The sequence below is a fragment of the Nocardia sp. NPDC059180 genome (assembly GCF_042754945.1).
GTDB lineage: Bacteria > Actinomycetota > Actinomycetes > Mycobacteriales > Mycobacteriaceae > Nocardia.
In genome coordinates this window covers 762,438-783,763 of sequence record NZ_JBHZBU010000002.1, presented here as the reverse complement: position 1 = coordinate 783,763, position 21,326 = coordinate 762,438, and the positions used below count along the sequence as shown (strand labels likewise).

General features: G+C 67.7%; 20 protein-coding genes. 18 read left to right on the top strand and 2 right to left on the bottom strand.

Going from position 1 to position 21,326, the window contains the following annotated elements; all coding sequences use genetic code 11:
- The first annotated feature begins 235 nt into the window (after positions 1 to 235).
- The 16 genes from ACFXNW_RS09635 to ACFXNW_RS09560 all read left to right on the top strand — a co-directional run bounded on the left by ACFXNW_RS09635 (position 236) and on the right by ACFXNW_RS09560 (position 17,135).
- The gene (locus tag ACFXNW_RS09635; RefSeq protein ID WP_379417188.1) at positions 236 to 1,900 is read left to right on the top strand and encodes a cutinase family protein; all 1,665 of its coding nucleotides are present in this window, start codon (positions 236 to 238) and stop codon (positions 1,898 to 1,900) included.
- Between the two features lie 57 nt (positions 1,901 to 1,957).
- Positions 1,958 to 2,869 (top strand): hypothetical protein, encoded by a 912-nt coding sequence (locus ACFXNW_RS09630; protein ID WP_379417187.1) that lies wholly within the window; start codon positions 1,958 to 1,960, stop codon positions 2,867 to 2,869.
- A gap of 15 nt (positions 2,870 to 2,884) precedes the next feature.
- Entirely contained in the window at positions 2,885 to 3,757 is an 873-nt protein-coding gene (locus tag ACFXNW_RS09625) for a MinD/ParA family protein (protein WP_379417186.1), read from the top strand.
- Positions 3,754 to 4,395 carry a hypothetical protein gene (locus tag ACFXNW_RS09620; RefSeq protein ID WP_379417185.1) on the top strand — a complete coding sequence of 214 codons (642 nt, stop codon included), beginning with the start codon at positions 3,754 to 3,756 and terminating at the stop codon, positions 4,393 to 4,395. Before ACFXNW_RS09625 ends, ACFXNW_RS09620 begins: the two co-directional genes overlap by 4 nt.
- Before the next feature lie 552 nt (positions 4,396 to 4,947).
- Positions 4,948 to 5,244, top strand: a complete 297-nt coding sequence (locus tag ACFXNW_RS09615; protein ID WP_014351788.1) for a hypothetical protein — start codon at positions 4,948 to 4,950, stop codon at positions 5,242 to 5,244.
- 8 nt (positions 5,245 to 5,252) lie between these two features.
- Entirely contained in the window at positions 5,253 to 5,522 is a 270-nt protein-coding gene (locus tag ACFXNW_RS09610; protein WP_163825035.1) for a hypothetical protein, read from the top strand.
- Between the two features lie 88 nt (positions 5,523 to 5,610).
- Positions 5,611 to 6,255 carry a hypothetical protein gene (locus ACFXNW_RS09605; RefSeq protein ID WP_379417184.1) on the top strand — a complete coding sequence of 215 codons (645 nt, stop codon included), beginning with the start codon at positions 5,611 to 5,613 and terminating at the stop codon, positions 6,253 to 6,255.
- A complete protein-coding gene (locus ACFXNW_RS09600; protein WP_379417183.1) occupies positions 6,252 to 7,070 on the top strand; it encodes a hypothetical protein in 819 nt (272 codons plus the stop codon). Before ACFXNW_RS09605 ends, ACFXNW_RS09600 begins: the two co-directional genes overlap by 4 nt.
- Before the next feature lie 113 nt (positions 7,071 to 7,183).
- Positions 7,184 to 8,656, top strand: coding sequence for a hypothetical protein (locus ACFXNW_RS09595; protein WP_379417182.1), 1,473 nt, complete (start codon positions 7,184 to 7,186; stop codon positions 8,654 to 8,656).
- A complete protein-coding gene (locus tag ACFXNW_RS09590) occupies positions 8,653 to 10,143 on the top strand; it encodes an SCO6880 family protein (RefSeq protein ID WP_379417181.1) in 1,491 nt (496 codons plus the stop codon). The genes ACFXNW_RS09595 and ACFXNW_RS09590 overlap by 4 nt, the downstream gene beginning before the upstream one ends.
- Before the next feature lie 7 nt (positions 10,144 to 10,150).
- Positions 10,151 to 12,268: a hypothetical protein gene (locus ACFXNW_RS09585; RefSeq protein ID WP_379417180.1), complete on the top strand. Its 2,118-nt coding sequence runs from the start codon at positions 10,151 to 10,153 to the stop codon at positions 12,266 to 12,268.
- The gene (locus ACFXNW_RS09580) at positions 12,265 to 12,573 is read left to right on the top strand and encodes a transposase (RefSeq protein ID WP_379417179.1); all 309 of its coding nucleotides are present in this window, start codon (positions 12,265 to 12,267) and stop codon (positions 12,571 to 12,573) included. The genes ACFXNW_RS09585 and ACFXNW_RS09580 overlap by 4 nt, the downstream gene beginning before the upstream one ends.
- Positions 12,574 to 12,589: 16 nt before the next feature.
- Entirely contained in the window at positions 12,590 to 14,275 is a 1,686-nt protein-coding gene (locus ACFXNW_RS09575) for a peptidoglycan DD-metalloendopeptidase family protein (RefSeq protein ID WP_379417178.1), read from the top strand.
- Complete coding sequence (locus ACFXNW_RS09570) at positions 14,272 to 14,880, top strand: hypothetical protein (RefSeq protein WP_379417177.1); 609 nt, start codon at positions 14,272 to 14,274, stop codon at positions 14,878 to 14,880. The genes ACFXNW_RS09575 and ACFXNW_RS09570 overlap by 4 nt, the downstream gene beginning before the upstream one ends.
- A 36-nt stretch (positions 14,881 to 14,916) precedes the next feature.
- Positions 14,917 to 16,752 (top strand): type IV secretory system conjugative DNA transfer family protein, encoded by a 1,836-nt coding sequence (locus ACFXNW_RS09565; RefSeq protein WP_379417176.1) that lies wholly within the window; start codon positions 14,917 to 14,919, stop codon positions 16,750 to 16,752.
- Positions 16,749 to 17,135, top strand: coding sequence for a DUF4913 domain-containing protein (locus tag ACFXNW_RS09560; RefSeq protein WP_379417175.1), 387 nt, complete (start codon positions 16,749 to 16,751; stop codon positions 17,133 to 17,135). The genes ACFXNW_RS09565 and ACFXNW_RS09560 overlap by 4 nt, the downstream gene beginning before the upstream one ends.
- 67 nt (positions 17,136 to 17,202) lie before the next feature.
- On the opposite strand, the gene ACFXNW_RS09555 is transcribed toward ACFXNW_RS09560, so the two are convergent.
- Both ACFXNW_RS09555 and ACFXNW_RS09550 read right to left on the bottom strand, forming a co-directional pair.
- Positions 17,203 to 17,805, bottom strand: coding sequence for a hypothetical protein (locus ACFXNW_RS09555; protein WP_379417174.1), 603 nt, complete (start codon positions 17,803 to 17,805; stop codon positions 17,203 to 17,205).
- A 408-nt stretch (positions 17,806 to 18,213) separates the two neighbouring features.
- Complete coding sequence (locus ACFXNW_RS09550) at positions 18,214 to 19,092, bottom strand: peptidylprolyl isomerase (protein ID WP_379417173.1); 879 nt, start codon at positions 19,090 to 19,092, stop codon at positions 18,214 to 18,216.
- Between the two features lie 199 nt (positions 19,093 to 19,291).
- On the opposite strand from ACFXNW_RS09550, the gene hisS reads away from it, so the two are divergent.
- Complete coding sequence (gene hisS / locus ACFXNW_RS09545) at positions 19,292 to 20,569, top strand: histidine--tRNA ligase (RefSeq protein ID WP_379417172.1); 1,278 nt, start codon at positions 19,292 to 19,294, stop codon at positions 20,567 to 20,569.
- 45 nt (positions 20,570 to 20,614) lie between these two features.
- Positions 20,615 to 21,265, top strand: a complete 651-nt coding sequence (locus ACFXNW_RS09540; RefSeq protein ID WP_379417171.1) for a hypothetical protein — start codon at positions 20,615 to 20,617, stop codon at positions 21,263 to 21,265.
- Positions 21,266 to 21,326: the final 61 nt, after the last annotated feature.

Here is a 21,326-nt window from a genome sequence, read left to right as displayed (position 1 = left end):
TGCTCTGTCATGGGGGCTTGGCAAGCATCCCGGCGAGTTCGGAAACTTTGCCATGGGTCTCATTCGCCGCGCCGTGGCGTATCCGGGGGCGGGCGGTGGGTCCTGTAAACTTTCCACCGCTTCAGCGGTGATAGCCGGAATCTGTTACGGTCTATTGCGTTTCACGGCGCTTGGGTAACTGCTGCAATACGGATTGCGGGTCGCTATGGCTGGATGCACGGCACGATTTTCGGGGATGCTGGTCGCGCTCACCGTCGCTGTGTCGACCGCTACCGCCGGTACGGTCGCGGGTGGCGCTGCGGCGGCACAGGCACCCGTTCCCGCAGGCCCGTCGACCAATTTGCCGATTGATAGCTGTCCTGCGCTGTACGCGTTGGGAATTCAAGGTACGGGGCAGTCGTCCCCGGATGCCGCACCCACCACCGACACCGGAATGCTGTCGACGGTCTTCATGCCGATGATGGCCAAAGCGCCAGATGACGGGCTTGTCGACCGTGCCTACGTGCCTTACGAATCCGGATTCGGTGGCGCCACCGGCGGTGGGGTCGTACCGTATTCGGAATCGGTAACCGGAGGGTTGTCGAGGCTGCGCACCATGGCGAAATCGGTCGCCGCGCGCTGCCCGGACACCAGGTTCGGGATCGTCGGCTACTCCCAAGGCGCGCACGTCGCATCGATGTTCGCTCAGGAAGTCGGGCAGGGCTCCGGTGTGCTGCCCGCCGAAAAGGTCGCCGCGGTCGCGCTGTTCGCCGACCCCACCCGCAACCCGGGCGCGCCGCTGTTCCCGGGCGCGCCGGGCAAGGCCACACCTGATGCCGCACCCGGTACCGAGGGCGGCGAGCTGGCCGAGATCGTCGCGCTGCCGCAGGTTCCCGCGAGCGGCGGCGGCATCGGTCCCGAACGTGACAAGGCGGAGAACTTCGGCGCGCTCACCGGGCGGGTGGCCAGCTTCTGCGCGGCAGGCGATCTCGCCTGCGACGCCCCCGAAGGCGCGCCCATCCTGAAGGCGGTCGCGAATATCGCGGGCCAGGCCAAGCTCAGTGGTGGCGACCCCGTCGCCTCCCTGGTGTCGATCGCGCAGGCGCTTGCCTACACCTCGATCAAGACCGCCACCACGGTGGTCAACGAGGATATACAGGGCAATACGCTGGCGAATCTGTCCATCTCGCCGAAGAAGTCGATCTCCGAGCGTCTGGCCGACGCCGCTGATCCGCGCACACCGCTGGACATCCCGGCCGCATTGCGCGGGCTGCTCAAAGTGGGGATGATCGGCCTGAACGCGGTCGTCACCGTGGTGCGCTCGGTGCTGAACCCGGCCGCCATCGCCGATCTGGCCACCGCTGGGCTGTCCAATCCGCCGGCCGCACTGCTGATGCTCGGCACCAAGCTGGTGGGCGCAATCCCGCAGCTCATTCCGCCGACCACCGGCGTCCGGCTGGTGAACCAGGCCTTCGACGCGGTGGTGCAGAACATCACCGACAACAAAGAGCTGCTCAATACCACCACGTGGGTGCGTTATTGGGATACGGTTCAACGTCACGGCGCCTACGGCACGGCCACCGTGTCCGCCAACGGGGATGCACCGACGACCTTCGTCGCCGACTGGTTCGCCGCCGTCGCCCGGGATCTGGCCGGTACCTTCGGTTCCGGCAATACGCCGCAAGCGGGCTCGGGCACCGCGCAGGCTCCGGCACCGGGATTCGCCGTGCCCGACTCCGGCGCGTCGCCTTCACCTGAGGAATCCGGTACGGGACAATTTCCGTTTGGGACAGGAGTCGACGGCGCCTCCTTTGGCGGCGCGACTGCGGACCGAACCACCGAACCGATTGCGACGACCGAACGGATCGAGCCGACCGAACGACCCGACACACCCATTAGCTACCCGTTCTCCACGAACTGATCGCCGAGAGGGTTCGACGATGCGATACCACGTGCCCCGATCTGCGGGAATGGGGGAATGTTGAAGTCGTACAAACAGCTCAATCGCTGGTACGGCGCGCTCGAGCCGGAGACCGGCTCGAGCGCCCCGGCACGCCCCGCCGAGGAGAGCGCGCCGATCGCCGACGAGGACGACGGCCCCGCGAGGTACCCCGACTACATCCACGACGACGAGGCGGTCGACCCTCCCGACCCGCCCGTGCGACGCAGCGAATTCACCGGCGGCTGGTCGGATTGGGTGGCCGATCGGGCACCGGGGCCCGACGACGACTACACCCCGCGCGACGGCGACGTGGTCCGGTTCCCGTGGCCGGAGGACGAGCATCCGGAGATCGCCGAACCCGTCCGGCTCGGAACGACGCGCGAACTGCGCGCCGCCGGGAAGCGTTCCGGGGTCGGGCGCGGGCGCACTCTTGCGGTGCTGATCGGGACGGTGCTGTTGCTGGCCGCCGCGGCGGCCGGCGTGCTGTATCTGCTCGGCGGCTCGGGCGATCGGCAGGCCGGTGAAGCCACCGCGGTGCAGTTCACCGCGGGCAGCTCCGATTCCGCCGTCGGTGCGGTCGATCGCTGTCCCACCGAACGCACCCACGAGGTTGTGCGCGGGGCGGACGCGGGAGGTACCGGCTCCGGCCCTGATGCGATCCTGCGATTCCAATACTCCTACTACGTCGACCGTTCCGCAGTGCTGGCATGGGAAGTGGTTGCGCCCGGCGCGGCCGTCCCTCCGGTATCGGTCATCCAACGCGGAATCGACAGCGTCGCCGAGGGCACCACGCACTGCGTTCGTGTCCTGACCCTCGAGCAGGGGCGGTACTCGGTCGAGGTCACCGAGTACCGGCCCGATGGCCAACCGGCCACCTACAGCAAGCAGATGGTCACCACTCAGGTGATCGGCGGCCGCACCCTCATCACGGGTATTGCGGCCGGGTAGAGGGAGAGCAGAGCGATGGGAGACGACTGGAGCCGCTGGCTCGACGACGCGCCGGATGGCGACGCGCCGTCGGACCGCTCCGGGCGCACGAAGGCCCCGGTGGTGCGGTTGCGCGGTGAGGGCGGCTCCACGCGTGGCGGACGAGCAGGGCACCGGCCGGTACTGGTGGTCGGGGGTTGCGGTGGTGCTGGAACCACCACCACGGCATTGGGACTGGCCGGTGAGCTCGCCCTGTCGGGCACGCAGACCGTTGCGGTCGACGCCACCGCCGCGGGCAGCGATCTCGGCCTGCGCGGCGCCGATGAGCATCTGCATCCGATCAGCCTGCAGTCGTGGTTGTACGGACGCGGTGACGAACCGGCGCCGTTGAAGGAATGCCTGTCGCGGTCGACATCGGGCTTCGGGCTGCTGTGGCGCGACGCGGCACCGCTGCGCAGGCGTGCGAGTTATCTCACGGTCGGGCGCGCGGTCGACGACGCGGGCTACACCGCGGTATACGACGGTGGCCACCCGATTGCCGGACGTCAGCTGCGGCCATTGCTCGACGATGCGGAAGTCGCTCTGGTGCTTGCCATTCCGGCCCGCACCGATGCCGCAAACCGGCTGCGGGTGACGCTGGAATGGCTCGACGACGAGTTCGGTGACACCATCGATGGTCCGGGCAGCGGCATCGTCGGTGATACCACCATCGTCATCTCTCATCAGCAGCCCGGCGTCGACTCGCGGGTTGCCGATCATTTGCGTGAACACCTGTCCGGGTGGGTTCGCGACATCGTGGAGATCCCCTACGACGCGCATCTGGCGCGCGGCGAACTCGTCCGGCACATCTCGCTGGACGAGCAGACGCGTCGAGCGTATGGGCGCCTGCTCGCCGGGGTGGCATCATGACCGCCGCCATGAATCTTCGCCGCCGCAGGCCCGAACCCGCATCCGCCGGGGTGATCGCCCCGCCGGAGTCCCGGCGCGCACCCATCTGGGAACGCCCGGTGCCCGGTGCCGGGCGTGCACCGCTGGTGTGGCTGCTGGGGGTGCACGGTGGCGCCGGAGCCAGTAGCCTCGCGCACGTGCTTGCGCCCGCGGCGGATTCGGGCCGCCGCTGGCCCGGCGTCTTCGACCGCGAATCGCCCTTCGTCGTCCTGGTCGCCAGGGAAACCATTGCGGGTCTGACCCGCGCCCACGACCTGCTGCGCCAGCATCACGCGGGGTTCGCCGGCCCTTCCGAGGTGCTCGGGCTGGTTACCGTGGCGGCACGGCCCGGCCGGATGCCTGCCGAGATCCGGCGCTACCGCGAGGTCGTCGGATCGCTGGCCGGCCGGTTGTGGCAGGTGCCGTGGTATGAGGAATGGACCCTCGTAGAACCGGAAAAGCTTCCGGTGTGGGCGCCGGGGGTGGAGCCGCCACTGAAGAAGCGCAGGATTGATCCGCTCGACGAAGTTCCGCTCGAACTGCGCGATCTCGGTGCCGAGATCGTCGCGGCGGCACGGGAGAGCATCGCGGACGAGGCGAACGAGGAGGGGGCGCTATGAGTACGGTTATGGCGGTACACGAGGGTGTCCAGGCGATTCTGGCGCAGGTCGGGAACCCTACGCCGGAGGCTCCGCCCGCTGCAGATGCGGGGTTGCAGGCAAGCCGATGGGGGTTTTGGCTCCTGCTGGTAGGGATTCCAGTGGCGGCGATAGGCGTCGTGGTCTTCGTCGTCGTGCGTGTGTCGACATCGGATCGACGCGGGCCCGCCGGGCAGAGCGCACCGCCGGGGTGGGCAGCTCCCGGGCATCAACCCGCAGGGAATCCGTACGGCAGGCAGCCGGTTCCGCAGCAGAACGGCCGGCACGCCGGATTCGGAGCCGCGGCTCAACCCGGCCAGTACGTGGCGAACCCACAGGCCGCCCCCGGCTGGGATCAGCGGGGACCGCAGTCTGCCCAGGGCTCCTGGAACCAGAACAGCGCGCCACCCGCGCCGCCGACCTGGGGACCGCAGGGCCAGCCGCCTGTCACCACACACCCACCGGGGCACTGATGAGCCAATTGCATGCGATGCCGTCGATCTCCAACCCTCCACCCATCGAGAAAGGCACCCGATGAGCACGATCCTCCTCGCCGTGCAAGACACATACGGCACCGTTCTCGCCCAGGTGGGCAATCCGACACCCGAGGCGCCTCCCGGGTCGGAGAAGATCCTGCAGCTGGTGCGCTATCTGACCTGGTTCGTGCTGCTGTCGGGTATCTGCGGTATCACCTACGCGGGCGGTAAGTTCGCCTGGGAGAAGTGGACCGGCGGCGGTCTCGAATCGCCGAAGATGGTCGCGGGCGCCATGATCGGCGGTGTCGTCGCCACCAGCGCGGGCACCATCATGAACGCCGTCATCGGTACGTGAGGTCGACGATGTCCAGCGTGCGGGCCATGGAAATGCTGGCCTACAAGCAGATGCCTGCCGAGGTCGTCGAGCCGATCATGCAGTTGCTCAACTGGCTGCTGTGGTTCGTGCTGATCGGATGCCTGGCCTGGATGATCGTCTCGGCGGGCAAGCTGTGGATCGCGTTCCGTGGCGACCTGGCGATGAACGACTCCTCGCACGGCGTACTCATGAGCCTGCTCGGCGCGGGGGTGGCCAGCACGGCCTCCGGTATCGCGCTGGCGTTTCTGCCTGCATGAGTCGACGGCATCGAACTCGAGGAGGCCTGCCTTGCTGGCATCGGTGCTCCCCGCGCACGCGGGGATGAGCCCAGAGAATCACCAGCCGATGAAATCCACAGTAGGAAACCAGCAGGCGCGGTGGCGCGGCGTACGCGGCCCGGTGGCGGGTGCGTTCGCCGCGACATTGCTGCTCGCCGCAGCGGGCTGCGGTGGCGGCGATCAGGCAGAACCTGATTTGTCCGCCGCGCCGTCCAATGTTCGGTGGGAGCCGTTCCAGGGTGTGGCGTTGCCGCATACCGACCAGGGGCCCTCGCGGGAATCCGGTGGTGCCGCCACGGGTTTCGACCGTTCCCCGCCCGGTGCCGCGATCGCCGCGATCACCCACACGGTCCGGCTGTCGGTGGCCACGGACAGCCAATGGCCGAGGGTGGTCGCCGAGGAAGTTGTGCCGGGCCCGGGCAAGGACGAGTGGGTGGTGAGCCGGGTGCAGCTATCCATCACCGGGCCTGCGGCACCGGAATACGCCCCACGGCTGCTCGGCTACAAGATCACCGGATACACCGATGAACGTTCCACCGTGGACGTCTACACCGAGTATTCGGACAGTTCGAAGGCGGTGAACCACACCGTTGTCGAATGGTTCGACGAGGACTGGAGGTTACGTCTGCCCGACCCGGACTCGACCGCGCGCCCGGTCGAGGACATCGACGAATTACCCAGCGACATCGTGATATTGGAGGCACCACAGTGAGCGAGAAGAGGGAGTCGTACGCGCGTGATCGCGTCTCCTTCGGCCTCGTCGCGTCCGCTGCGGTGCTCACGCTCATCGTGATAATCGGTGTCTTCGTCTATATCGGAGGCGATGACGCGCCGGACCAGCAGGGCAGCGTGCCGGTGGTCGACGGACCGGCGGCCGAGGGCTTCGCCGAACCCGATGCCGACATCTTCGGGCGTCGCGTCGATGTACCGAACAATCCTGCCGGACAGCCACTTCCGCAGGACCCGGAGCTGCAGGCCGCACCCTCGGATCCGGACTGGCTGACGGCGGCGCCCGCGGGGACCACACAACCGCACGGCTGGCAGCGGGTGTACGGCGCGTCGGTGCCGTTCTCCACCTCCGATGGGCCGACACGGATCGAAGATGGCCTGGCCGTGGGGTATTCGCATACTCCGCAGGGCGCGGCGCTGGCGGCGGCGCAGATCACCTACCGGCTCAACGCGCGTCCGGCGCACCGGGATCTGTATGTCCGGCAGGTGCGGGTCTCCGCGCAGCAGATCGCGGCCTACGATCGCGCGCTGGAGGCGGATCGGCTTCCGGAGCAGCAGCCGGAGGACGTGACTCAGTATTTCGTCGCCTCGGACGCGTTCAAGGTCGACGACTACGCCGACGATATGGCCATCGTGCGCCTGGCCACGCGCGCCCAGGTGGTGGATGGCAAACAGTTGTGGGTGGCCATGCGGATGATCATGGTGTGGGATGCCGGTGACTGGCGGCTGAAGCCGACCACCTCGCAGAACCCGCCCGCGGAATACATCGAATCGCTGCAGGGGTGGACGGCATGGTGACCGCAACGCGCGCACGGAGTACCGAGACGGCGACAGGGAGATGGGAAGCTCACGAGGGTGACAGACGAACTGCTGGACCGGACCGATTCCCCGCACGACAACGAGGGGTTGACATGGTGAGGCGAATTGTCACGATCTTCGCGGTCATCTTCACGGTGATGATCGCGACGCCGACGGTGGCCTATGGCCAGACCTACGGCTTCGACGAGGCGTGCAACGAAATCCACGACACCCTCGACAATGTCGGCATCCCCGGCGTCTCGCTCGGTGACGCCGCCTCGGCGGTGTGCAAGGCGGGCAACGCCGGCGCACATCCCGGCCAAGCCGCGACCGCGGTGAAGGACAAGGCCTGGGATTCGACCTTCGGCAAGGTGGTCGACTCGCTGATGAACGGCCTCGGTGAGGCGATCATCCTCGCGCTGACCTTCTGGATGAAGGTCCCGAACGAGGCGGTCAGCGATTCCGGATCGCTGTTCACCAAGATCAACGACTACACCTATCAGGTGCAGATCCTGTTGCTCATCGCGTCGGTGATGATCTCCGGACTCAGATTGGCCGAAGCCAGACGCGGGGCCGTGATGAATGAAGCGGCCGAATCGTTCCGCATGTTCGCGCGCGTGGTGTTCAGTTCCTGGATGCTCGGTGCGGTGATCGTGGCCGGGACCATAGCCTCGGACCGCTTCGCCGAATGGATCATCACCGACTCCACCAATGGCAATGCCAAGAACCTGGCCGAGTTGATGGTGAAAACCAGTAAGCTCCAGGCATTTTCGCCCGGCCTCGTGCTGATCATCGCGATCGTCGGATTGCTCGGCGCGCTGGCCCAGATCGTGCTCGCCATCGTCCGGCAGGGCCTGCTGGTGATCGCTGCCGGTGTGCTACCGCTCGCGGCCGCCGCCTCGGGAATGAATACCGGCAAGCAGTCCTATCAGAAGCTGGTGGGCTGGATCATCGCCTTCATGTTGTGGAAACCCGTCGCCGCGATCGTGTACATGATCGCCTTCACCACCGCGGGCCACGTCGACGAGCTGACCAGTACCTCCGGGCTGCCCGATGCCGAACAGGCGCAGCGCATGCTGGTATCGATCGTGCTGCTGTGCAGCGTGGCGTTCGTGCTGCCCGCGCTGATGCGCCTGGTGACACCGGCCGTCGCGATCGTCGGCAGTGGTGGCTCGGGTCTGACGGCAACGGGCGGCACCCTGCTGGCCGCGGCGGGCATCGGCGCCCTGGCGGGCACCAAGGCCGTCGGGGTCAAGAGCACAGCTGCGCCGGGTGCGGCAGGTTACGTCGGTGGGGCAGGCAGCCCGCCGCCGGGCGGGGGAGGCGGACGCGGCGGTGGCGCACCACGACCCGCACCGCCACCGCGCGGCGGTGGCGGCGGCACCGGCCAGCCACCACGAGCCTCGGGCGGGCCCGCCGGTGCGGCCGGGGTACCGTCCGGAGCGGCCGCCGCGGCAGGACGGATCGGTGCGGCACGCGCCGCGACGGCCGGCATGAGCCGCGCAGATCAAGCCATGGGTGATGTCGCGGGCGACCGCTGGGCCAACCGCGCACCCGACCTCGGCAGGAGCACCATCCCGCGATGACGACCACCGACACCTACGAGCGCCGTTCCTACGGCCTGTGGCAGAAACCGCGCAGCGCAGGCCTTTTCGGCCTGCGCTGGGAAGAGACCGTGCTCGGTTTCGTCGTCGTGATCACCGCACTGATCACCGCGATGGTCGGCGGCTTCCAGTGGGGGCTGATCGTGGGTGGCCTCGGCATCGCGGTGATGGTTCCACTGGTGTGGCGGACGGGGGGCCGCTCCGGATACGAGACGGGATTGATGATGTTCAACTGGATGCGTTCGCGCAGTCGCGGCGAGCACGTGTATCGCGGCGGCCGGTTCTCCCGGATCCCCGGCGGGGTCACCCGGCTGCCCGGACTACTGGCTCCGTCGAAGTTGTACGAGGGCATCGACGCGGGTGGGTACAGCTTCGGCATGATCCACCTGCCACAGTTCGCCCAGTACACGGTGGTGTTGCGGGCATGGCCGCAAGGCCATGAGGCGGTCGACCAGCCGGTGATCGATCGCTGGGTTTCGGCCTGGGGCACCTTCCTCGCCTCGGTGGGCCAGACCAGCGACATCGTCGCCGTCGTGCCCGTCATCGATACCGTGCCCGAAACCGGAAACCGGCTGCTCACCGAGGTTTCCACGATCACGCGGCCGGAAGCCCCTGAGCTGGCCCAGCAGGTGATGTACGAGCTGGCCACCGAATTGCCGCAGGAGCGGGTGCAGTTGCTGCCGCGCGTGGCGATCACCTTCAAGGCCACCACGGCCGAACGCCGCAAGAACCCGGCCGAGGAAGCGGTGGAGATCGGGCGCAGGCTGCCCGGTATCTGCGCCGCGCTCGCCGAGGCGGGTGTGCGGGCCCAGCCCATGGCGGCCGACGAAGTGATCTCGTTCATCCGGCGCAGCTACGATCCGGCCGCCCAGGCCGACCTCGAGGTCGCCGCAGGCGACCCTGAAGGCCACGGGCTGGACTGGGCCGATGCGGGCCCGATCTCGCACGACGAGAAATGGGATCACTTCGTGCACGACGGTGGTCGCTCGGTTACCTGGGAGATGGACGCGGCACCGGAGGGCGCCGTCGACGAACGGGTGCTGCAGCGGCTGCTTGCGCCGAATCCCGAAGTGCCGCGTAAGCGTATCGCCATCGTGTACCGTCCGCATTCAGCCGCCGACGCCGCCGAGATCGTCGATGACGACTTCAAGAACGCGCTGGTGGCCCAGCAGAGCGAACGCGGAGTCGTCTCCGCGTCGGCGACACTGCGGGTCGGCGCCACCCAGCAGGCCCGTGAGGAGCAGGCGCGTGGCCACGGCGTGACCCGCTTCGGGGCTCTGGTGACCATCACCGAGCCCCTACGCGGGGATCTGCCACGGATCGAGGCGATCACCCGTGACCTGTCCACACAGGCGCGGTTGAAGATCCGGCGGTGCTACCGCTACCAGGCGGCAGCCTTCGCGGCCTCACTCGGCTGCGGAGTGATCCTGCCCGAACACGCGACGATTCCGAAAGCACTTGCGGGGTGAGCGATTGATGGCACGCGAGCACGAGCCACCCGTACGGGAGCGCGAGGAGGCCGTCCGCCGGGCTTGGCGGGCCGAGACCGATCACGACGAATGGGCACGGCCCGAACGTCGGCGCGAATCCACGCGGGAGGAACCCGCCAGGCGTGCCCCTCGCACGGGCGGACAACGCCCACGCGCCGGTGCGCCGCGGGCCGACGGTGATCGCTCGCGTGCCGACCTTCCGCGGACCGACCCGGCGCAAGGCACTGCGGACGGAACCGGCCGCGGCGGCAGAGCCCGGCCCAAGCGCGCCGACCAGAACCGCGCGCGCCCGGTGACATTCGACAAGTCCGCCGACCGCGCTATGCGCACCCCGAAACAGGACCGGGCCGCCCAGCGGGCGAAGGCCAAGGCAGACAAGCGTCAGCAGTCCGGGCCGCCACTGCTCGATGACCAGACGCGCGCCCGGCTGGAAATGATCAGCCGCGAGCAGTCCGGGCTGCGCGCGGCCTGGGCCACCTTCCGCGTGCGCACCGACGACATCCGGCGCCGCAACTACGCCGCGCGCGCCGAACAGACCTTCGAGGACGGATTCGACCGTCAGGTCGCCGAGCTCACCGACCGCGGTTACGCGGGCGCGGGCGGCGGCCGGATGAACGTCGTCGGGCGCCCGGTCGAATACCGCGCCACCACCGCCCAGGTCGCGGGCCTGTGGCCGTGGTCGGTCGGCGCGGGTGCACCACTGATCGGCACCCCGCTCGGCTCGCACCTGCATACCGGCGCACCGGTGTGTTTCGACCCGATGAACTGGTTCATGCGCGGCAGCTTCATCACCGCGCCCAGCCTGTTCGTGCTCGGGCTCAACGGATTCGGTAAGTCCTCGCTGGTGCGCCGGATCGTGCTCGGCGGTATCGCCCAGGGCATCACGCCGCTGATCCTGGCCGACGTCAAACCGGACTACCGCAAGATGGTGGAAATGGTCGGCGGCCAGGTGATCGATCTCGGCTACGGTCACGGCAAACTCAATCCGCTGGCCGCGGGCGTGCTCGGCCACGTCGTGCCGCGACTGGATCATCTGCCCGCACTGCAACTACAGGTGATGCAGGATCTGCGCGCTCGTCAGGTGACGCTGATCGCGGGCCTGGTGGAGTTGGTGCGTGGTGCCAGGGTGCGCGATTTCGAGGAAACGCTCATCTCCACCGCGCTGCGCATCCTGTACCGGCCGGGCAGCGGATTCACCCCGGACCAGCCGCCCATCATGGACAACCTGCTCGAGGTGATCGTCGCGGGCGGCGAGGAGATGATGCTGGACGCGGGCGCCGATAACGAATCCGAGTACCAGGTGGCGATCAAGAACCTGCGCCGATCGCTGCGAGCCCTCACCCAGGGCCCGTTCGGCGCGGTCTTCAACGGCCAGACTTCGGTACCCATCGACACCGATTCGGTCGCCGTCTGCATCGATGTCTCGCATATTCCGCAAGGCGACAAGAAACTCAAGGCCGCGGTCATGCTGGCTTGCTGGGCCGACGGTTTCGCAGCGGTGGAGGCCGCGCACACGCTCACCGACGCGGGGATGGCGCCACAACGCTACTTCCAGGTGGTGATGGACGAGCTGTGGCAGGTGCTCGGCCTCGGCGACTTCATGGTCGACCGCGTCGACGAGCTGACCCGTCTGCAGCGCGGTATCGCCACCGCGCTGATCATGATCAGCCACACCATCAAGGACCTGCAGTCGCTGGGTTCGGAAGCGGCGATCGCCAAGGCACTCGGCTTCCTGGAACGCGCACGCGCCAAGATCTTCGGCGCACTGCCTGCCGAGGAGATCAAACGACTCGACAGCACGATCCCGTTCACCGCCGCCGAGGAGGAGATGGTCACCGGCTGGTCGGCGCCCCAGGCACTCACGGGTGAGGCGCTCAAACCGGGTCAGGTGCGGCCGTCCCCGCCGGGAACCGGCAAGTTCTTGCTCAAGATCGGTGAGGATCGCAGGCCGGGTATTCCGTTCCACATGGAGTTCACGCTGTCGGAGAAGGAAAGCGGGATCCACGACACCAATCAGCGGTTCGACGAGTTCAACCGGGTGCCCGACCCCGCGGGTGGTTCCGACCCCGGCGGTTCTGATTCGGCGGGCGGGAGCGCAGCATGATGCCGCACCGGTCCTATCGCAGGGTCTCGCCCGAAGTGCGTGACGCCGCCGTAGAGCAGGTCGTCGCGCTCACCGATAAGTTGCGCAGCGAGTCCGAGGCGTGCCGAGTGGTCGCCGAACAGATCGGGGTGCACACCAATTCGGTGCGCAACTGGGTACGTGCTGCGGAGGGGCCGGGTCTGGAACGGATGGATGCAGTTGCCCTGCGGCGCAAGGTCGCGCTGTTACAGCAGCAGCTGGCCGCCGCGGCGGAAATGAACAGGGCATTGGCCGATACCCTCAACGAATCCCGGCGCCGCACGTGAACCCTGCGAGGGTGTCATGAACGTGCGTTCTGTGCTGGCGCTGGCCGTCGGTGCGATGCTCGGACTGATGATGCTGGTGGTGGTGATCGTGCTGCCGTCGGTGGACGATCCCTGTGAGGGCGGCTCCGTCCTCGGACCTTCGCAGACGATGCTGCCGCCGCTGGGCGGATACGCGCCGGGCGATCCGCGGGCCGCGGGTGCTTCGCCGTCGGCGCCTGCCTCGGGTAGTCCGGCGGCACAGGCGAATCCGGCCGTCATCGCGACACCGTCGCTGGCCGCCGGTGTGGGTTCACTGCGTCGCACATTGCCGCTGGCCACCGGCACCTACAGCATTTCCGATGTCTTCGGTTCCCGCGACGGCGGGCACAAGGGCATCGATATGGCGGCTTCCGATGGCACCCCGATTTTCTCGGTCGGCGATGGTCGCGTCGTCGCCGCCGGTCCGGCCTCCGGGTTCGGCAACTGGATCGTCGTCGACTCCGTCGACACCAACGGCCGCGCCTATTCGGCGGTCTACGGCCATATGTGGGACAGCGGGGTGCTGGTGCGGGTGGGCGAGACCGTCCGCGCGGGCCAGCACATCGGTTACGTCGGGTCGGCAGGCGAGTCCAGTGGTCCGCACCTGCATTTCGAGGTCGTTCCGGGCGGTCGATTCACCGGCGGTCGCCAGATCGACCCGATGCCGTGGCTCGAGGGGGCTCCGACACCGGATGTCGGTGGCGCGCGCGCCTTCTCCGCCGACCCGCGCTGTGTCCGCGGATTCGGTAGCGCCGGTGGCGCACTGGCCGACGGCAAGGTCCCGCAGGAACTCGAGATCTGGTATCGCCGCGCCGGTTCGATCTGCCCGGAGATCACCCCGTCGCTGCTCGCAGCGCAGGGCAGGCAGGAATCCGGCTTCCGCCGCGGCGCCACCTCGCCCGCGGGTGCGCAGGGCTTGGCACAGTTCCTGCCGGGGACGGCGGCCAGTATCAATCCCGATGACGGACAACCGTATGTGATCGACGCCGACGGCAACGGTGACGCCAGTGTGTGGGACGACGGTGACGCCATCGTCGGCCAGGGTCGCTATATGTGCGCCATCGCGCACAAGATCACCGGCTGGATGTCCGAGGGTCGTGTGCAGGGCGACCTCGTATCGTTGACGCTCGCCGCCTACAACGCGGGCGAGGGCGCGGTGCTCGCCTCGGGCGGTATGCCGAATCAGGTTGCCGCCCACTACTCCGAGACCCATCCGTACGTGGCGAACATCCTGGCGATGGAACCGCAATACCGTGCTCCCGGTTCGCTCGGGCGATTCACCCCGGGTGAGGGCACCGGCGGCAGCCAGATCGTCGAAGCGGCCCACGATTGGCTCGGCACACCGTATGTGTGGGGTGGTGGCGGCGCGCAAGGTCCGACCGGTGGTGGACTCGACGGTCCCGGCCTTACCGCGGCCGCGGTTTTTGCCGCATCGTCGGGAGCGATTACCTTGCCCCGCACCGCCGAACAGCAGTGGGAGGCCGGGGTCGAGGTGTCGTTGAGCGCACTACAGCCGGGTGACCTGGTATTCAGCGACTTCGGTCCGCGCGGTCCCGCCCAGGTCGGCGTCTATGCCGGTGACGGGCAGATGATCCGGTCCGCACCCGGCGCGGACGTGAATTCCGCCGGTGGGGTCGCCGAGGCACCGGTGCCGGGCGATGCGCGAGCGAGGAGAGTGCTGTGAACACGCGTGCGGTAGTGCCGAACCGGCGGCCCGGGCGGTTAGCCTGGAAGAACAAGGTATCGGCGCACGCGAAACTGGTGGTGGTGCTGGTGACGGGCATCGCGATGCTGAGCGCGGCCTGCGGTCGCGAGCAAGAACAGGCAGGTCCGGGCGACGGACCCGCCACCTCGACGACCCGTCGGCTGGAAGCCGTTCCGGCACCGGACCCGGTGACCCCCGAGGGAGTCGCGGTCGCGGCATTGCGGGAGATCTACACCTGGAAACCGGTCAGTGAAGATCAGGGCGCCTCGTTGGTGCGCGCGCGTAAATGGCTCGGCCCCAGCCTGACCCGGGTAGTCGATGGATCTACAGACGTTCGTGAAACGCCCAAACCAACGCTGCGCTGGGCGGAATGGGCGAGCGCGGGTGCACAGGTCGAGGCGTTCACCTTCGCATCTGGGGAGAAGGCGCCCGTAGGCGCCGATCCGAATGTGCAGCAGTTCAAGATCGGTATCGAGCAGACCGTCGTCTATCCGGACGGGCGCGAGGAGCAGCTCCCGCCCGCTACCGTCATCGCCACCGTCGTCCGCACACCGGACGGCTGGCGCCTCGACGGCTATCGGTGACAACGCTTTCCACACGGGAACCATCAGGAGGCAGGTATGGCGAAAAAGAAACCGGTGAAGGATCCGGCTGTTGTCGGACCCGACGCCACCCTCATCCTGATCTACGCGGTGGGGGCGATCCTCGCAACACTGTGGCTGGCCCTGCATCTGGGCAATATGCTCGCGGTGACCCACCAGAACATCCCGGTGAACCCGATCGAGATCGTCGCCGGGCTGATCCGCGGCAACCTGCAATGGCCACGCGCGTCGACGGTGATCGTGCTGCTCGTCATCGCGACCGCGGCCGGGGTCGTGATGTTCCGGCGCCGGATGAAGGCCCGCCGCAGCAAGGGCAGGCTCGGCGTCGACGACAAGGCCGATGTCATGGGCAACGGCGGCGCCATCGCCTCCCTCACCGAAGCCGGTGTGCGGGAGAAGGCCAAGCAGCTGGGCGTGCGCCTCGGCTACGACGACGCACCCGGCGTCCCGATCGGCATCGGCGTCGCCGACGGTGTGATGCTGTACGGCTCCTACGAAGACCTGCACCTCGACATCTGGGGCCCGCGTCAGGGCAAGTCGACCTCCCGGGTCATCCCGGCCATCCTCACCGCCGTCGGTCCGGTATTGGCCACATCGAACAAACGCGACGTAGTGGATGCGACCCGTGACGTGCGCGAGGCCAAGGGTTCGCCGACCTTCGTGTTCGACCCGCAGAGCGTCGCGGGTGAGGAACCCACGTGGTATTGGGATCCGCTGGCCTGGGTCGACGCCAGGCATGAAGGGTGCGAGATGCGAGCGGCCCGCCTCGCCGGCCATTTCGCTGATGGCGACGATGGCTCTGATGCCAAGACAGACGCGTTCTTCGACCCGGAAGCCGAGGACCTGCTCGCGGGCCTGTTCCTCGCCGCGGCCGTCGGCAACCGGCCGATCACGCAAGTGTGGGAGTGGGTCACCGATCCTGGCGATACCGAGCCGATCGTGTTGCTGCGCACCTCGGGCCACGACTACACGGCATCGGGCCTGTCGTCGCAGTACAACGCCGACCAGCGCACTCGAAGCGGAATCTTCGGTACCGCAAAGAAGATGACCCGCTGCCTCAAACTGACCAACGTGCATCCATGGATCACCGCGGGAACAGATCGGAGGCAGTTCGACGAGCTGGATTTCATCGAGCGCAACGGCACGCTGTACAGCCTCTCGCTCGAGGGCCGGGGTTCCGCATCACCATTGGTGAGTGCGCTCACCGAGGCGGTCATCGATGTCGCGATGCGTAAGGCATCCAGGTCGGCCGGAGGCCGGCTGCCCATCCCGCTGCTCGCGGTGCTCGACGAGGCCGCCAACGTCGTGCGCTGGAAGGACCTGCCCAAGCAGTACAGCCATTTCGGCTCGCGCGGCATCGTCGTGATGACCGTGCTGCAGTCCTGGGCGCAGGGCGTGCGCTGCTGGGGTGATGCGGGCATGAACGCCCTGTGGTCGGCGGCCAATATCAAGGTCCTCGGCAGCGGTGTCGACGATACGAACTTCTTGCGTGAACGTTCCGAAGCCATCGGCGAGCATTCCGCGATCTCGGCCTCGGTATCGGAATCCAAAGGTGGCAAGAGTTATTCGCGATCGCTGGGCTCGTCGAAGACGTTCACCGTTCAGGCGTTGGCGACACTGCCACGCGGACGCGTCATCGTCTTCCCCTCGGGTGCGCCGCCGGTCCTTGTGCGCACTGTCCCGTGGTGGGAGGGCGAATACGCTGACGAGGTGAAGAACTCGATCGTGGAGCACGATCCGCAGCGCAAGACGCTGATCACCGACCTGATCGGCTCGCCGTCGCTGGTGAAGGGGACCCCACCGCCCGACCAGGGTGATGGGCACGGCAAGATCGAGGAGGTCCGTCCGCTGTGAGCGAGAACGAGCAAGACGGCCTGATCTATTCGGGCGTGGTCGATTTCGTCGAGAGCTACCTGAGCGTGGTGTATCGCAGGCAGGTCAGCGATCTCAGCGATACGGTGTGGTGCCCGGAGTGGTGGCAACACGCCGAGGCGGTTGCCCGGCTCGATGCGCTGTGGCGGGCGTGGGAGCATTTCCGTCAGGATCCGGCGACGGGGATCAGCGTGTGGTTCCTCGACCACGCGGACAAGCACATGGCCAAGCTGTTCGATCCGAAGGGGCCGTTCAAGTACTGCAGCGTGCGAAACGGTCACAAAGACATGCTTGTCCCGCTGCCATTGACTACGCCGGATGATGGATTCTTCAGCAATCCAGCCGATCCGGACTTCCGCTCCTGAACCGGTCAGCGCCGACAACAACGCCCGCTGGATATCCAGCGGGCGTTGTGCGTTGGTAGGGTCTGGATCAGCGGGTCCGTTCCAGACCGCGGATGAGCTCTTCTTCCCGGGCCCGTGTCACCGCAGGCGCGTATTCGGGCCGCGTGCGGACCGCTTCGATGGGCGGTTTCGCCTGACCCACCTCGACGAGCATCCGTACAGCGGCGAGTTCCGGTGCTACACCGATCTTCGCCAGATGCGCGGCCAACGCCATCCGGCGTTCCACCGAGTCATAGCGGATAGCGGGCTGGGCGGCTGCGGCCACCTGTCCGGCCGGTCCGGTGAATGAGAACCGGTCCTTCTCCAGCGAGACGCCCCGGCTCGGCGCGGCCTCCCGCTGTATCGCCACGGATGCGACCTTTTCGGGTGCACCCATCGTCTTCTCCGGCGCGGGCCGGGAAACCATCTGAGCCAGTTCCACATTGCGCGGATCCTTGGACTTGGATTCGCGCGCCTCACGGACCTGCATCTCGCGGGCTTCTTTCATGCGGGCCTCGGTGACCTTGGCCCTGGCCTCGGCTTCCTTCTGGCCACGTTCCCGGGTCTTCAACGCGACCAAGGTCGCGATCTGCAACATGGTCCTCATCATGGCCGCGGTTTCCCGGCCGATATCGTCCAGTTCCTCGGACATGGCTGCTCCCGATGCTGCGGTGATCCCTATGGATGATTGTGGTGCTTCGTCATGAACGCCGCTTCATATGTGATCGACTTCTTACGTCATCGATACAACCGCCATGCGAAAAAGGTGGCCGCCCGGCGATATCGTGGCTTACCTGTGCGAACACCGGAAGGCACGCAGCCGACTTCACTACGCGCACTCCGTATTACGAGATTACCCGAGATCACCCGAGTGCAGTCGTACGAGCGTGCCGCCCCACAGCATATATCGCACATTTCCGGCACGGAACGAAACTCGCCGGATGATCTTCGGCCCGCGAACGGCGAAGCCGGATGATGAGGGTGCTCGGCGGGTTTGCCGCCTACACGTCGGGCCCGGTACCGCGATGCGATACCGGGCCCGAGCCGAGTGGGTGTGAGGTCAGTCCATGCGGACCGAATTCAGCGTCACCGGCAGGAGCGGCTTACCGTCGCCGGGGCCGTTGGACTCGTCCTGACCGGCCTGGGCGATCTTGTCCAGCGTGGCGAGGCCGGTCTCGTCGATCGTGCCGAAGATGGTGTAGTTCGGCGGTAGCTGGGAATCGCCGTAGACCAGGAAGAACTGGCTACCGTTGGTACCGGGCCCGGCATTGGCCATGGCGATGACACCGCGCTTGTAGGCGATGGGCTCCTGCAGGCCGGGATCGGTCGGCGCGTACTGATCGGTGGGGTACTCGTTGCCGAACTGGTAGCCGGGGCCGCCCATACCGGTGCCGGTGGGATCGCCGCACTGCAGCACCTCGAGGCCGGGGCCCTGGGTGAGTCGATGGCAGCTGGTGCCGTCGAAGAAGCCCTGACCGGCCAGGCTGGCGAAACTGTTCACCGTGCACGGCGATTCGGCGTTGTTGAGGGTCAGGCCGATCGGGCCCTGGCTGGTGTCCACGCTGATGCTCAGGGTGGCGTTGTCACCGGCGGTCGGAATGCCCTCGGTGCGCGGCTTCTCGGCCGGCTTGTCGGCCGGTTTGGGGCTGTCGGGGTAGGCGCAACTGACCGTCGCGGGCTTGGCCTGCGCGGGCGGCGGCGGTGCCGCGATCGGGGTGCTCGACAGCGAGGCGTCCGGTGTTTCGGAAGCGGTGTTCTCGCTGTCGTCACCACGGGTCAGGAAATACACACCGGTCACCGCCGCGACCGCGACGACGACGCCGAGCGCCGACATGGCGATGGTGAGTTGCTTGCGCTTGCGCGCCCGCGCGGCCCGGTTGGCCAGCTGGCGCTCCAGCTTGCGTTTCGCTGCCGCTCGACGCTGTTCGTTGCTCGGCACTACCACGTTCCTCCCGTGCGGCGGCCGGACCCGAGGTCCGGCCGTGCGCTGTTCTTCGCTATGGCTGTTCTGCACCACGAAGGTGTCGGTTTCGGCTAAGAGTGTGCCATCTCTTCCTGAGACCGCTCGGCACTTGTCGCGACCCGCCCGGGATAACCGGTTGGACTCGAGGCCCTGTGGTGAGGGAAAATGGCCCATCGTGACCAAGACCAGCAGCTTCTCCGCCCCGAAGGGGGTACCGGATTACGTGCCACCCGGCTCGGCCGAGTTCGTCGCGGTGCGCGACGGACTGATCCGCGCCGCCCGACTCGCCGGGTACGGGCATATCGAGCTGCCGATCTTCGAGGACACCGAGCTGTTCGCGCGCGGCGTCGGCGAGTCGACCGACGTGGTGAGCAAGGAGATGTTCACCTTCTCCGACCGCAGCAATCGCAGTGTCACCCTGCGGCCCGAGGGCACCGCGGGCGTGATGCGGGCGGTCATCGAGCACGGACTCGATCGCGGCCAGCTGCCGGTCAAGCTGAGCTATTCCGGCCCGTTCTTCCGCTACGAGCGGCCACAGGCCGGGCGCTACCGGCAGTTGCAGCAGGTGGGCATCGAGGCCATCGGTGTGGACGATCCGGCACTGGATGCCGAGGTCATCGCCGTGGCCGACGCCGGCTTCCGTGGCCTCGGCCTCGACGGCTTCCGGCTCGAGATCACCTCACTCGGCGATGAGACCTGCCGCCCGCAGTACCGTGAGCTGCTCCAGGAATTCCTGCTGGCCCTGCCGCTGGACGAGGACACCCGCCGTCGCGCCCAGATCAACCCGCTGCGCGTGCTCGACGACAAACGTCCTGAGGTGCGCGAGCTGACCGCCGACGCGCCGCTGATGATCGATCACCTGTCGGAGTCGGCGAAGACCCACTTCGAGCAGGTCATCGGTCACCTCGATGCGCTCGGCGTGCCGTACGTGGTCAACCCGCGGATGGTGCGCGGTCTGGACTACTACACCAAGACCACCTTCGAGTTCGTCCACGACGGTCTCGGCGCGCAGTCCGGTATCGGTGGCGGCGGCCGCTACGACGGCCTGATGGCCGAGCTCGGTGGTCAGGCGCTGTCGGGGATCGGCTTCGGTATCGGTGTCGACCGCACGGTGCTCGCATTGGCGGCCGAGGGCAAGACCGCGGGCGATCCGGCCCGCTGTGAGGTCTTCGGTGTGCCGCTGGGCGAGGCCGCGACACAGCGGATGGTGGTGCTGGCCGCGCAGTTGCGTGCCGCGGGCGTACGAGTCGACCTGGCCTACGGTGGGCGCGGGTTGAAGGGCGCGATGAAGGCGGCCGACCGTTCCGGCGCGAGGTTCACCCTCGTGCTCGGCGACCGCGACCTGGCCGAGCACACCATCGGGCTCAAGAACATGGGCACCGGTGACCAGCGGCAGATCCCGTTGGGTGAGGTGGTCGGCGCGGTAACCGCCGCGCTGCACCGCCCGGAGTAGTACGGTGCCCGGGAAATATCCCGCCGTGAGGACGAATACGCAGCCGTGACCGATGCAACGCCCGGATCGGGCGAACCTGATCCGCCGATCGGGCTCGACCTGGTCGCACCCGAGGTATACGCGCCGATGCTGCGGCGCCTGACCCTTGCCGCCATCGGAGTCGGCCTCGGCGCCGCGCTCCTGGCGGCGGTCTGGGTGAGCTGGCCGGTCGCCCTGCTCATCGGACTGGTGGTCGGCGCGCCGACGGTCGGCTATGCCTTGGCACTGCGGCGGCGGCGGATGTGGCTGAGCGGAACCAGCATCCACGCGCGCAGGCTCTTCGGCGAGCGGGTGGTCTCGCTGGCGGCGGCGACCGGGGTGGAGATGCTGGTCTATCCGGCTCGGTTGAGCCGGGTCGTGCTGCGGGTGACGGCCGGGCCCGATGTGCAGATCGTGCCGCTGGCGATGTACACCGATGCCGGGAGCGGCCGCGAACTGCATCTGCTCGGGCTGCGCAAACTGGCCGACGCACTCGCCGCCAGCCATCTCGCCGCGGCCGTCGCGGTCTCCGGGGTGCTGGTCCAGCAGCTGCGCGCCGAGGCGCGGGATGCGGGGCTGGGGGAGCGGCCGCTGTACCGGGCGGTGACCCTGGTCCGCGCCAAGGACTATGTCTCTCCGGTTGTACTGACCGACACGGAAGTAGCGGAACTCGGCTGAGTGTCTGTTAGCTCACCGTCGGCCTGATCAGGCTGTGCGCCTGATTAGGGTGGGAAACGGA